The organism is Novosphingobium sp. 550D (assembly GCF_057401885.1).
This window is the reverse complement of sequence record NZ_CM171613.1, coordinates 2122360-2135712: the sequence shown is the minus strand read 5'-3', so window position 1 is coordinate 2135712 and position 13353 is coordinate 2122360. Positions and strand designations below refer to the sequence as shown.

Here is a 13353-nt window from a genome sequence, read left to right as displayed (position 1 = left end):
TCAACGCTCGATGGTGCCGACGCGGCGGATCTTCCGCTGCAACTGCATGATGCCATAGAGCAAGGCTTCCGCGGTCGGCGGGCAGCCGGGAACATAGATGTCGACCGGAACGATGCGGTCACAACCACGAACCACCGAATAGGAATAATGGTAGTAACCACCGCCATTCGCACACGACCCCATCGAGATCACGTACTTCGGGTTCGACATCTGGTCATAGACCTTGCGCAGCGCCGGGGCCATCTTGTTGCACAACGTGCCGGCCACGATCATCACGTCCGACTGACGCGGGGACGCACGCGGAGCAGCACCAAAGCGCTCCATGTCATAGCGCGGCATATTGACGTGGATCATTTCCACAGCACAGCAAGCCAGTCCAAAGGTCATCCACCACAGCGAGCCGGTGCGGGCCCACTGAAAGAGTTCCTCGGTGCTGGTTACCAGAAAGCCCTTGTCGGACACTTCGTTCGACAGGTCGTTAAAGAAACCCTGATCGGGGGCGACCAACTTGCCGTTAGCCGCCATGATCGGTTCAAAGGAGGGATTTGTACTCATTCCCAGTCCAACGCTCCCTTCTTCCACGCATAGGCAAAGCCGATCACGAGTTCGGCAAGAAACACCATCATCGTCAGCCAGCCAGCCCAGCCGGTTTCCTTCAGGCTGACAGCCCAGGGAAACAGGAAAGCTGCTTCGAGATCGAAGATGATGAAGAGGATCGCCACGAGATAGAAACGCACGTCAAACTGACTGCGCGGTTCTTCAAAGGCGGGGAAACCGCATTCATATTCCGAAAGCTTGTCAGCATCCGGTTTGTACGAGCCCGTAAGGCGCGACACAAGAATGGGCAAAATGACGAAGGCCGAAGACAAACCAAGCGCGATCCCGAGAAAGATCAGGATGGGAAGGTAGTTCGACAGGTAGTGCGACAGGTCGATCAAGAGCTGACTCGCAGATAAAGTTGAGCTTTGGCGGCCCTAGTACCCCTTTCCGGGGTGCGCAAGCCTCCTAACGTCTCAAACTGTGCAGGAGCGAAAAGAACCTGCTCAAATATCTGCAAGTGCTTCGCAATAGCGCAAATAATGCGTATTTGCACGTCGATTCTTCATCCACTTATCCTGATTGCCTTTGCTGCTGTGCGGCACTATCTCAAAGAGGCAAGGCGTCATCGCGCCTTCATTGAAGGACGCTAAGCCCGTCTTTCCGCATCAGGCGCGCTCGCGCTGCTACTCCGGAGGGTCCTAGTTACATGGCACAGATTTCCGCTGCTGATCCGATTGTCATTCTTTCTTATGCCCGCACCCCCATGGGCGCGATGCAGGGCAGTCTCTCCGAAGTGTCCGCCACCGAGCTTGGCGCCACCGCCGTCAAGGCCGCTGTTGAACGCGCCGGTATCGCGGGTGAAGACATCGAACGCGCGTATATGGGCTGCGTCCTTCCTGCTGGCCTGGGTCAGGCCCCTGCCCGCCAGGCCGTGATCAAGGCCGGCCTGCCCAAGTCGGTTCAGGCCACCACCGTCAACAAGGTTTGCGGTTCGGGCATGCAGACGGTCATCATGGCCTCCGAAGCTCTGGCCGCAGGCAGCGTCGATTTCGTGATCGCGGGCGGCATGGAAAGCATGACCAACGCCCCCTATCTGCTGAAAAAGCATCGCTCGGGCGCGCGCATCGGTCATGACACGGCCTATGACCACATGTTCCTCGACGGTTTGGAAGACGCCTATGAAGGCGCCGCCATGGGCAGCTTTGCGCAGGTCACCGCCAATGATTACGGCCTGACGCGCGAAGGCATGGACGCCTATTCGATCGAATCGCTGGCCCGCGCCAAGGCCGCGGTGGCCGAAGGCCGCTTTGTCGACGAAATCGCACCCGTGACGATCAAGACCCGTGCGGGCGAAGTCGTCGTGGACACCGACGAAGCCCCCGCCAAGGGCCGCCCCGACAAGATCCCCGCCCTCAAGCCTGCCTTTGCCAAGGACGGCACGATCACGGCGGCCTCCTCTTCGTCGATTTCTGACGGCGCGGCCGCGATGGTCCTGACCCGTCAGAGCACTGCCGAGGCCAAGGGTGCCAAGCCCGTCGCCATCGTCAAGGCCGTGGCCGCCCACGCCCATGATCCCAAGCTGTTCACGACCGCCCCGGTCGGCGCCATTCAAAAGGCGCTGGACAAGGCTGGCTGGACCGTGGCCGATGTGGACCTGTTCGAAGTCAACGAAGCCTTTGCCTGCGTCGCCATGTTCGCGATCCATGACCTTGGCCTCGATCACGCCAAGGTCAACGTCAATGGCGGCGCAACCGCGCTGGGCCACCCGATCGGCTGCTCGGGCGCGCGCATTCTCGTCACGCTGATCGCGGCGCTCAAGGCTCGCGGGCTGAAGAAAGGCGTTGCTGCGCTCTGCATCGGCGGCGGCGAAGGCACGGCGGTTGCGGTAGAACTGGTGTAAGCCTTTCTAACCAAGCCTAAAAACAGGAAACGCCCCGACCTCACGGTTGGGGCGTTTCTTTGCATCTGGACCGTATCATCCGATTACGGTTTTCCCGCACCCCAAAGACGTCCTTCCGGCACGAAACCGACATGACGGTCAATGTCCATCTGGCACCAGCCATCCTTGCAAGGCCCCAGACGTCCGACCAAACCCGGCGCCAGCTTCCACAGCAATTGCGCGTCCGCGCCCGGCCCTGCACGCATTTCCACGGGCCCCTTGCCGCGAATCAGCGCTGTCGGCGTTTTGTTCAAAAAGCGCATCATCATCCAGCCGCGCGAACCATCCGGATCCTCGACCAGATACCATCCCTGATAAAGGCGCAGCACCTTGATCGGCAAAAACTGGCGACGATAGATGAAACGGATGGCATAATCTTCGCCCGGCCCGGTGCGCATATTCACAACAGGATCGCGCAACGAACGCCACGCGGGAAATTGCGGCGTTTCGGCACCCACAGGGCCGCCCCACGCCCCAGCAATTACCAGACCCGCCAATGCAACAGCGCGCCCGAACCTATTCCAGAATTTGTGCAACATGGTTCTTCTATAGTACCCTTGCGCCACATGCGGCAAGCCGGGGCACACTCTATACGCCGCAAAGCCGGGTTGGCACCAACAGATCTGGTTTACGCGCCATAAAGCAAAAGCCCGATCACGCGGCGACATGATCGGGCTTTCCATTTCTTCGAAAAGGGGTTCCCCCTCTCCCGAATCAATCGCCGGTCAGGATGCGATCCACCAATTGCTTCACCGTCGGGGTGAAATTGTTCGAATAGAACGGGTCCTGCTTGAACCGATAAGCCGCATGGCCCGCAAACATCAGATTTTCATTGATGTCGCCACCATGGGCGATGTTCTGCAGGCTCTTTTGAATGCAGAAGCTGCGCGGGTCGGCCATGCGCCCCGTCGTCCAGTCATCATGGTCCTTCCAGCTGGAAAAACCGCAATGCGAAAGACAGCCCATGCAATCGGCCTGATCCTTGCGGATTTCCTGACGCTCGGCCGGCGTCACGAAAATCACCGTGTCATCCGGCGTGCGCAGCGCTTCGACAAAGCCCTCGTTCACCCACTGATGCGCACGGGCGCGGTCGCAGGGCGTGACCCAGAAGTTCTTGCCCTTGACGCCAACGTCAAGTTGCACCGTATGATCGCCCGCTTCCACCTTGGAATAGGGGATCTGGCGGTCGCTGCGCGCGACAAGGCTCATCAGGAACGGATTCTTGACCGCCGAGGAATAGAAGCCGGTCGGCGAGAATTTGTGCAACAGCACGTCGCCCGGTTCCAGCGTGCGCAGATGATCCTTCCACGCCTGCGGGATCGGGCTTTCCTCGGTCAGCAGCGGCCGGGTGCCGAACTGGAACACAATTGCGCCCAGTTCGGGATTATCGATCCAGTTTTCCCACTCGCGCAGGAACCAGACGCCGCCCGCCATCACGATGGGGACGCTGTCAGGGACGCCCTCGGCGCGCATGGTTTCGCGAAGTTGCTTAACGCGGGGATAAGGATCCTGCGGCTTGGTCGGGTCTTCGGCGTTCGACAGGCCGTTGTGTCCACCGGCCAGCCACGGGTCTTCATAGACCACCGCCGCCATCAGTTCGGCAACCTTGTGATAGGCCCGCTTCCACAGTGCGCGGAAAGCGCGCCCCGACGACACGATCGGCAGGTAATGCACGTTAAAGCGCGCCGCGATTTCCGACAGCTTGTACGGCATCCCCGCGCCGCAGGTCACGCCCGTCACCAGCCCCTTGGTGCGTTCGAGCACGCCTTCGAGAACCTGCTGTGCGCCGCCCATTTCCCACAGCACGTTGATGTTGATCGCGCCGCGACCCGAGGCAATATCATAGGCCCGCTTAACCTGTTCCACTGCGCCATCAATGGCATAGCGGATCAGTTCCTCATGGCGCCCCTGACGGGTCAGCTCATGATAGACCTGCGGAATGATCTTGCCTTCGGGGTCATAGCTGTCGGCGTTAACGGCGCTGACCGTGCCGATGCCGCCGGCCGCCGCCCATGCGCCCGAACTGGCATGGTTGGTCGCCGCCACACCCTTGCCGCCTTCTACCAGCGGCCAAACCTCACGACGACCATAAAGGATCGGCTGCAAACCCTTGAAACCCATTGCCGTATACTTTCACCACAAACCCCGACACACCGCAGAAAAGGAAGCACCCTCCCCCCCTTTGTCTGCGGCCCCGGAACATCCGATCGGGGCTGACCGGATGTTCCAAATGTTCAAATACTGTTCATAAACTTTTCGGGCCATCATGCGACTAAAATCAACATAGGCCCTACGCATTCTGCCTCATTTTCCTTGCGACACAATGGTATGTGCAACGTTAGCCAATATGGCCTCGGCATGCGAATCTCCATTGGGCGTCGGCTTTTCCGGCCGATAGAAAGCCGCGATGGCCAATGCGCCCCGACCTTTCGGTTCCGCCCAAAGCAAATCGACATAACAACCCGGAACATCATCAGGCAGGCCCGTACCCGTCTTGTCGCCAGCCCACCAATCAACAGGTAATCCGGCGCGAAGCCGTTTCAACCCGGTATCCGTATCATGCATCCATTGTTTCAACAGGCCACGCGAGTTCGCCCCCATCACCCCGCGCCGGTTCATCAACGCAACGACATTGCCTGCCATGGCGCGCGGACTGGTCGTGTTGCGCGAGGTCCCGGGCGGCACACGATTGAGCGAGGTTTCGTAATCATCCAAACGGCTGACCCGATCCCCCAGCGCGCGCCAGAAGGCCGTCACCTTTTGCGGCCCGCCCAGACGGCGGAGCAGCAGGTTGGTTGCACCATTATCGGAAAACTTCTGCGCAGCTTCCGCCAGTTCCCCCAACGACAATTGCCCCTCGCTCAGATGCGCCTCAAGCGCGGGCGAGTGAGGCAGCAGATCCTTTGGCCCAAAGGCAAGTTTTTCGCCCAAGCGCCAATGGCCCGTTTCTGCGCCCTTTAATATCAGAGCGGCAAGGCTCAGCTTGAAAGAGGAGCAAAAGGAAAAGCGTTCATCAGCCCGCCAGGCGATGGCCGGACGGTCCGCAAACCACGCATAGACGCCCAAACGCCCGCCATGCTCCTGTTCAAGCTCAATCAAAGACCAATGCGGCGGGGGCATGACAACTGCCCCTGCCCGCGCCGCGCCCAACAGACCGCTGGCCAGAGCGCCACCCATAAAATGCCGGCGCCCCAGCACAGGGAACATCAGTCCACGTCCTCGACATTGACCTTTTCGCCCGTCACGCGCTGCGACAGAGCGGCCGCCATGAAGGCATCCACATCACCGTCCAGCACATCTGCAGGCGTCGGGCTGGTCAGGCCGGTGCGCAGATCCTTGACCATCTGATAGGGCTGGAGAACATAGGAGCGGATCTGATGGCCCCAGCCGATGTCGCTCTTGGAAGCGTGTTCGGCATTGGCCGCTTCTTCGCGGCGCTGCATTTCGGCCTCGTACAAACGCGCCTTCAGCATGTTCATCGCGGTTTCGCGGTTCTTGTGCTGACTGCGGTCGATCTGGCTGGCCACGATGATGCCGCTAGGCACGTGGGTGATTCGCACCGCCGAGTCGGTCGTGTTCACGTGCTGCCCGCCTGCGCCCGATGCGCGGTAGGTGTCGATCTTCAGATCCGCCGGATTGATCTCGATCGTAAAGCTGTCGTCGATCACCGGATAGACCCAGACCGAGCTGAACGAGGTATGGCGACGTGCGCTGCTGTCATAGGGGCTGATGCGGACCAGGCGGTGGACGCCGCTCTCGGTCTTGGCATAGCCATAGGCGTTCTCGCCCTTGCACAGGATGGTCGCGCTCTTGATGCCCGCCGTTTCGCCCGCCTGAAACTCGATCAGATCGACCTTGAAGCCCCGCTTTTCGGCCCAGCGCGTGTACATGCGCAAAAGCATCGAGGCCCAGTCCTGCGATTCGGTGCCGCCAGCGCCCGCGTGGATTTCGATATAGGTGTCCATGCCGTCGGCTTCACCGGCCAACAGCGCCTGCACCTTGTCGCGATCCGCGCGTTCGGCCAAAGCCGCCAGAGTCGAGAGACCCTCCTGAACGGTGGCCTCATCATCCTCCATCTCGCCCAGTTCGATGAACTCGATGGCATCCTTCATCTCGGCCGAAATCTGATTCACGGCGCCGATGGAAGCCTCCAGACGGCGCCGTTCCTTCATCACCTTTTCGGCTTCCTTGGGATTGTCCCAAAGTTTCGGGTCCTCGACGCGCGCGTTCAACTCGTCAAAGCGGCGCAGCGCACGCTCCCAGTCGAGAAACTTGCGCACCAGCGCCAGCGCTGCATCGATCCGGTCAATATGGGCCTGCCCTTCGGCACGCATCGTCAATACCCTTAGCTTATGTCCAAACCACGGCGCGTTAGCCGGATTGGGGCGAAAGTAAAGGGAAAGCGTCAGTCGCCCCTTGCGATATTCAACGCATTTGCGCCGCGCGCCACGGTTGCCTGCCAAGGCGCGAACACTGGGATGTCAAATCTTGACCGACACCACCATGGGGGCCAGCATCAGCAAGGAAATCGCCGCGGCCCGCAAGGTCAGGTTGCTTAAAACGGAATGCATCATGGCCTGCTCCATCGCCGGTTAGCATCATCATCGCGCATCATTGAAAAGACGTGATTCCCTGATGCCTGACGACGGGCCGTTCGCCCATTTGCACCTTGCAACGGTCCCAATTCGGGAAAGCCGGACAGGCAGATGTTAAACCCGCCCGGCCCCAACCATCAGCGCTTGGCTGCCAGCCCCTGAACCGTGGCCAGCGTCTTGGACACGTGATCCTTGTAATCCATGTCGGTGAAAGACAGCTTGATCTTGCCATCCTTGCCGATGACATAGGACGTGCGCTTCGTGATCGTCGCGTTCAGATCGGGGCGGGTCAGAAGGACGTCATAATTCTTGATGATCGCCGCGTCCGCAATCGCCACCGGGAATTTGTCGCGGCATTCCATCGTCGAGAATTTTTCAAGCGTGGGTAGATCATCCGCCGACATGCCGATCACCATCGCGCCGGCCTTGGCGAAATCATCGGTCGCCTCGGCAAAGGCATGGGCTTCCAAAGTGCAACCTTTGGTAAAAGCCTTGGGATAGAAATAGACGACCACCGGCCCCTTCTTCAGCGCCTTTTTAAGGTCGAAGGTAAAGGGCTTCCCCGCCTTTGCCCCCTGCGTGACAAAGGCGGGCGCCACCGCCCCCACCGCCAGTTCGGCGTGCGCCGGGGTGGACAACAAAGCGCCGACGGCAAGAGCGGCAAGCGCAGGGGCGAACAGGTTACGCAGGTTGGTCATGGCGCGACAGAATGTCGCACACGCTCCACCCTGTCCAGCAATCTGAACCGGCCGATACAATTTGCGAAATGGGCAACCCGTCTTGCCAAGGGCGCAATTATCGGCAAACCCTGCGCCCATGAAACAATCAGCCTTTGCCGCCCTTTCGCTCCTTTCCGCATCGGCCGCCCATCCGGCCATGGCGGGCGCCGCCTATGTCGCCATGGGCAGCTCCTATGCCGCAGGCCCCGGCATTGGCCAAAGCGCCGACACACCGCCCAACCGCTGTGCCCGTTCGGCCACCAATGCGGCGCATATCTTTGCGCAAAAGGTCGGGCTGGAATTGAAGGACGTATCATGCAGCGGCGCGACCACCGCGCATATTCTGGGCGCTTGGGGTCCAATCCCGGCGCAGGTTGATGCGCTGGATGCCGACACGCAATTGGTGACGGTGACGATTGGCGGCAATGATCTGGGCTATATGACCGCCATCGGCAAATTTCAGTGCCCCAATCTGACCGATGAAGAGCGCAACCGCTATTTCGGCGGAACATGCACACCTTTCACCCCGCTGACCATCGAGGCGAAGCAGAAGCTGGCCGCCGACATGGACCGCATGATCGCCACCATTCATCAGCGGGCGCCCAAGGCGCGCGTTCTGCTGGTGCAATATTTCACGCTGTTTCCCGCCACGGGCAATTGCGCCGCCACGGGCCTCACCGATGAAGCCGTCGCCCAGATCCGCCCCATCGCCCGCGATCTGAGCGCCATTACCGAGGCTGCGGTGCGCCCCTATCGCGCCTTTGCCCGCACGGTGGCGCTCGATCGCGCATCGGCCGATCATGGCATTTGCGGAGCGGCGCCTTGGGTCAATGGACCAAAGCCGGATCGGGCAAAGCTGGACGGCGTGAACTATCATCCCAATCAGGCCGGCATGGCCGCCGCCGCCCAATTGATCGAGGCCGCCTGGCGCGCGCGGTAAATGATCGAATTTGCCGCCGTTTCCGACATTCACGGCAACCTGCCTGCGCTGGAGGCCGTGATTGACCACATCGCCGCGCAGGGGATCACCCGGATCGTCAATCTGGGTGACAGCCTTTCGGGGCCGCTTTGGCCGCGTGAAACGGCCCAAAGGCTGATGGCGCTGAACTGGCCGACCCTAGCGGGCAATCATGAGCGGCAATTGCTGACGCTGGACCCGGCGAAAATGGGACCGACGGATGCGGCGGCCCATGCTGTGATCGACAAGGATATTCGCGCATGGATGGCCGCCCTGCCGCCGCGCATGGAATGGCCCGATGGGGATGTCCTTTTGTGCCATGCCACGCCGCAAAGCGACGATACTTACTGGCTCCACCGAAGGCAAAAGGGCGGACGGATGCGTGAATCCACGCTGGAGGAAATTGCGCCCCATGCCAGCGCGCATGCCCTGACCCTATGCGGACACACCCATATGCCACGCGTGGTGGCCCTGCCCGATGGTCGCCAGATCGCCAATGCGGGCAGCGTCGGCCTGCCCGCCTATGAGGATGATGTGCCGTCGTGGCATGTGGTGGAAACCGGCACGCCCGATGCCCGCTATTTGACCACGAAGTTGGTCGATGGCCGTTGGGAGGTGACGCTCCATGCCGTGCCCTATGACCACGAATACGCGGCCCGCCGCGCAGAGGCGATGGGCCGCGACAGTTGGGCGCGCGCCTTGCGCACCGGGCGGATGGGTTAAAGAGCGGGCTTAATCAGGCCCACCCTGCTCCACCACCATATCCTCACCCTCGCCGCGCTGGAACACGCGGCCGCCCAAAGCGTCAAACCCGCGCCGGATCGCGTCGAGCAACTCGCTGCGCTTGGCCGCGACCTGCTCCTGACGACCCACACGCTGGGGCTCGGTTTCGGGCTTGAACGCTTCCCAGATGACCTCGGCCTTGGGGTCATCGCCCGGCGTGCCGCCGAACACGCGCTGGCCGGTGGAACGGCTGATCTTCATCATGCGAATGCCCGGCGGCGCGACGAAGGGCGTGTGATCCCAACGCGCCTTGGTCAATTGCACGAATTGCTTGAAGATCGGCGCGGCATAGGTCCCCCCTTGCGCATAGCCACCCAGCGATTTGGGCTGGTCATAACCAATATAGACGCCGCCCACGATCTTGGGCGAACCGCCCATGAACCAGACATTGGTGGGGCCGGTCGTGGTCCCCGTCTTGCCGAACAAAGGCAGGCCCAGATCGCGCAGCACCACCGCCGTACCGCGCTGCACCACGCCTTCGAGCATGTGGACGGTCTGATAGGCGGTGCGGGCATCCATCACCTGATGCCCGCGCGGGGCAAAGCGCGGCATGGGCTTGCCATCCCAATCGGGCATGTTGCAACCGTTGCAGGCGCGTTCATCGGCGCGCCACACCACCTTGCCGTTGCGGTCTTGAATAAAGTCCACATAGGTCTGCTGATGCTGAACCCCGTTCGCGGCCAGCGCGGCATAGGCATTGACCATTTGCGCCACGGTGGTTTCACCCGCGCCCAGAGCAAAGCCGAAATAGGGCGGATATTTGCCGATGCCCATATTGGCAAAGGTTTTGACCACCTTATCCATGCCCACATCATTGGCGATGTGGACGGTCATCAGGTTGCGCGATTGTTCAAGGCCCCAGCGCATCGTGTGAATGCCGCCCATCCCGCGACTGTCAAAATTGCGGAAGCATTTTTCGCCAAGGTTTGCGCCCTGATAGACGCAGAAGGACTGGTCTGGGACCATGCTGGCGGGCGTCATGCCATTGTCGAGGCCGGTGGCATAGACGAAGGGCTTGATGGTCGAACCGGGCTGGCGCTGGGCCTGTGTGGCGCGGTTGAAACTGTCCAGCCCATCGTCGAACCCGCCGGCCACGGCCAGAACGCGGCCCGATCCGGGCTGTTCCACCAACATGCCGCCGCCCACACCGGGCAGGATGCGCAAGGCATAGACGCCCGTCCCGGCAGGCGCCGCCGTGATGACATCGCCCACGCGCACCTGATCAACCAATCCGGTCAAAGCCGCGGTCGAACCGTCGGTAAAGCCGATCTGACCATTGCCACCCCGGCGCAGCACGATGCCCACGCGCCAGTCCTTATAGGCAATCGATTTGTTCAACCCGATCAACTGACTCTGCCAATGGTCGCGATCCAGTTCGATATGGGCGATCGGCCCGTGCCAACCCTTGCCCGCCGAATAGCGCAGCAGGCCGCCGCGCAGGGCTTCCTGCGCCGCCTTCTGCAATTCGGAATCGAGCGAAGTGCGCACCCACAGCCCGCCCGCATAGACGCTGTTGGGGCCGTTTTCGGCGTTCTCGCCATATTTGGCGATCAGTTGGCGGCGCACTTCCTCGACGAAATAGCCGACCGAGGGATCATAGGTTTCCACGCGGCGCTGGATCAGACCCAACGGCTGCGCCTTGGCATTGGCGGCGGCACCGGCATCGACCGCACCATTCTTGACCATCTGGTCCAGCACCCAGTTGCGGCGCGCAATCGCCTTTTCGGCGAATTTGGCGCGGCCATAAACTTCGGGCGCCTTGGGCAGGATGGCAAGGAAAGCGGCCTCGTGCAGTTCCAGCTTGTCCACGTCCTTGCCGAAATAGGCGCGGGCGGCAGCCTGAACGCCAAAGCTTTGGCGCCCCAGCGGGATTTCGTTGAGGTAAAGCTCAAGGATCTGCTGCTTGTTCAGCACGCCCTCGATGCGGAAGGCGACGATCATTTCCTTGAGCTTGCGGCTGACCGAATATTCATCGCCAATCAGGATGTTCTTGGCCACCTGCTGCGTGATGGTCGAACCGCCGCGGGCGCGTTCACCGCTGCCATATTTCAACGCGTAATCGACAACCGCCTGCCCAAGACCGATGAAATCGACCCCGCCATGGCTGAAGAAATTCTTGTCTTCCGCCGACAGGAACGCATTCACCAATTGCTTGGGAAAATCGACATAACGCAATTGGACGCGCCGTTCGCGGGCATAGGAATAGACGATACCGCCATCATTGCCGCGCACCATCGTCGGCAAAGGCGGCTGATAGGTCAGCAGCGTATCGGCCGAGGGCAGCGTGCGCAGCACCGTCACATAGAGCAACAGCCAAAAGGCAACCAGCAGTCCCACGGCCAGCGCGCCAATGCGGAACAACCGCCCGCTTTGCCAGCGCACCGAAAACCAGGCGCGAAACCGCGTCAGTCCCGGCGCCAGCAACCGACGCCATGCCCCGCCCGCCTGACGACGGATACGCAGGTGAAAAGTTTCATTCTGATCGGGCGAATTGTTCGGATCAGAACCGGGCTGAGAAGGATCGCTGGGCGCCATAGACTTGCGCCCCTAGCACGGGCAACCCCGGCTTTGCCAGTGGTTAAGGCGCTGGACTTGGCGCCAACGCTTCCCTCGCGCGGGCAAAGTAAACGCGGATGGCCTGCGCCGTGGCCTCGGCAAAATCGCGACGGCCAGCGGGCGAGGCAAGGCGCGCGGCATCATCCGTATTGGAAATATACCCCGCCTCGTAAAGGACCGAGGGGACGTCGGGCGATTTCAGCACGACAAAGGCGGCCGATTGCAAGGCGCGGTCGCGGAAAGCGATTCGCCCCTCACCCTCACGCAGGATGAGCCGCGCCAGATTGGTCGACATTTCCGCCGAATGGCGCTGCGACAAATCGACCAGAATGGCCGAAACCGAACTGCTGGTGTTGGCCAGCGACACGCCATTGACCGTATCGGCGCGATTTTCGGACGCGGCCAGATGCTCGGCCTCCTGGCTGCTGCCACGATCGGACAGGGTATAGACGGTGGCGCCATGCGCATCGGGCGTGTCGGCGCTGTCGGCATGGATCGAGAGGAACAGGTCCGCCTTCATCGCCCGCGCGATGCCTGACCGTTCCTCCAGCAAGAGATAGCGATCATCGGCGCGGGTCAATGCGACACGAATGCCCCCCACATCCAGCAGGCGCTGTCGCAAGGCCAAGGCAAGGGAAAGCGTCAGATCCTTTTCATCGCGGTGATCGCCATGCGCACCCGGATCATGGCCGCCATGCCCGGCATCGATCACAACCAACGGACTATGCGGATCATTTGGCCCGGAAATCTGCGGCAAAGCGGCCAATGCGCCCGCAGGCGGCAAATCGAAACGCACGACATAATCGCGCGTAAAACCCGGCGCGCCCATCCACAGGTCCATCAGCAGCATCGACACCAGCAAGGCCAGCGGCGCGAACAAGGCGAAGATCAAAAGCCCCAGCCCAAGCCCGCGCTGATTATCCGAACGCGGCTCTGCCTCGTCCAGCACCAGCAGATCAGCAGATGGCGGATCAACAGGCGTCGGATTGGTTTCAGACATGGCGCGGTTGGCGGGGTCCATCAGGGTCCATCGGACTTGGGGACATCCCCAAAGCATGATTGTGGTAAGCGAGACCCCTTATGCACGCAATGGGGTTAACGCCGCGTTGGCGATGTCTTTATCGACACAGTCCCCGGAAAAAAGCGTAGAATCACGCATCGCATGGAACTTGCCCGGAAAGACAAGGGGTGCTAGCAGGGAAAGACCGGGGGCAGTACATTCCCCGCGCCCCTGCCTTTTTCAAAGGTTTGCCCCAAACGCCA

The 13353-nt window shown here is 61.1% G+C and carries 12 protein-coding genes; 3 read left to right on the top strand and 9 right to left on the bottom strand.

What is annotated here, in order from left to right; genetic code table 11:
- Nucleotides 1–555, bottom strand: a complete 555-nt coding sequence (locus AC2S2E_RS10015) for a NuoB/complex I 20 kDa subunit family protein (protein ID WP_168602386.1) — start codon at nucleotides 553–555, stop codon at nucleotides 1–3.
- Nucleotides 552–938, bottom strand: a complete 387-nt coding sequence (locus AC2S2E_RS10010) for an NADH-quinone oxidoreductase subunit A (RefSeq protein ID WP_168602385.1) — start codon at nucleotides 936–938, stop codon at nucleotides 552–554. The genes AC2S2E_RS10015 and AC2S2E_RS10010 overlap by 4 nt, the downstream gene beginning before the upstream one ends.
- Nucleotides 939–1246: 308 nt before the next feature.
- Here AC2S2E_RS10010 and AC2S2E_RS10005 point away from each other — a divergent pair, with 308 nt between their 5' ends.
- Nucleotides 1247–2440, top strand: a complete 1194-nt coding sequence (locus AC2S2E_RS10005; RefSeq protein ID WP_476102560.1) for a thiolase family protein — start codon at nucleotides 1247–1249, stop codon at nucleotides 2438–2440.
- 83 nt (nucleotides 2441–2523) lie between these two features.
- On the opposite strand, the gene AC2S2E_RS10000 is transcribed toward AC2S2E_RS10005, so the two are convergent.
- The 5 genes from AC2S2E_RS10000 to AC2S2E_RS09980 all read right to left on the bottom strand — a co-directional run bounded on the left by AC2S2E_RS10000 (nucleotide 2524) and on the right by AC2S2E_RS09980 (nucleotide 7772).
- Nucleotides 2524–3018: an SH3 domain-containing protein gene (locus AC2S2E_RS10000; protein ID WP_476102562.1), complete on the bottom strand. Its 495-nt coding sequence runs from the start codon at nucleotides 3016–3018 to the stop codon at nucleotides 2524–2526.
- A 175-nt stretch (nucleotides 3019–3193) separates the two neighbouring features.
- Nucleotides 3194–4600 (bottom strand): NAD(P)H-dependent flavin oxidoreductase, encoded by a 1407-nt coding sequence (locus AC2S2E_RS09995; protein WP_486522218.1) that lies wholly within the window; start codon nucleotides 4598–4600, stop codon nucleotides 3194–3196.
- A gap of 183 nt (nucleotides 4601–4783) precedes the next feature.
- Nucleotides 4784–5686, bottom strand: coding sequence for a class A beta-lactamase (bla, locus tag AC2S2E_RS09990; protein WP_486522217.1), 903 nt, complete (start codon nucleotides 5684–5686; stop codon nucleotides 4784–4786).
- Nucleotides 5686–6813, bottom strand: coding sequence for a peptide chain release factor 2 (gene prfB / locus AC2S2E_RS09985; protein WP_476102568.1), 1128 nt, complete (start codon nucleotides 6811–6813; stop codon nucleotides 5686–5688). The genes bla and prfB overlap by 1 nt, the downstream gene beginning before the upstream one ends.
- A gap of 398 nt (nucleotides 6814–7211) precedes the next feature.
- On the bottom strand, nucleotides 7212–7772 hold the full coding sequence (locus tag AC2S2E_RS09980; RefSeq protein WP_486522216.1) for a peroxiredoxin: 561 nt from the start codon (nucleotides 7770–7772) through the stop codon (nucleotides 7212–7214).
- Between the two features lie 118 nt (nucleotides 7773–7890).
- Between AC2S2E_RS09980 and AC2S2E_RS09975 the strand changes: the two genes are divergently transcribed.
- The gene (locus AC2S2E_RS09975; RefSeq protein ID WP_486522215.1) at nucleotides 7891–8733 is read left to right on the top strand and encodes an SGNH/GDSL hydrolase family protein; all 843 of its coding nucleotides are present in this window, start codon (nucleotides 7891–7893) and stop codon (nucleotides 8731–8733) included.
- Entirely contained in the window at nucleotides 8734–9474 is a 741-nt protein-coding gene (locus AC2S2E_RS09970; protein ID WP_486522214.1) for a metallophosphoesterase family protein, read from the top strand. It abuts the gene before it with no gap.
- 9 nt (nucleotides 9475–9483) lie between these two features.
- Here the strand turns inward: AC2S2E_RS09970 and AC2S2E_RS09965 are convergent, their stop codons facing one another.
- Together AC2S2E_RS09965 and AC2S2E_RS09960 are read right to left on the bottom strand one after the other, a co-directional pair.
- Complete coding sequence (locus AC2S2E_RS09965; protein ID WP_486522213.1) at nucleotides 9484–12069, bottom strand: penicillin-binding protein 1A; 2586 nt, start codon at nucleotides 12067–12069, stop codon at nucleotides 9484–9486.
- 43 nt (nucleotides 12070–12112) lie between these two features.
- Nucleotides 12113–13111: an N-acetylmuramoyl-L-alanine amidase family protein gene (locus tag AC2S2E_RS09960; RefSeq protein WP_486522212.1), complete on the bottom strand. Its 999-nt coding sequence runs from the start codon at nucleotides 13109–13111 to the stop codon at nucleotides 12113–12115.
- Nucleotides 13112–13353 lie beyond the last annotated feature (242 nt).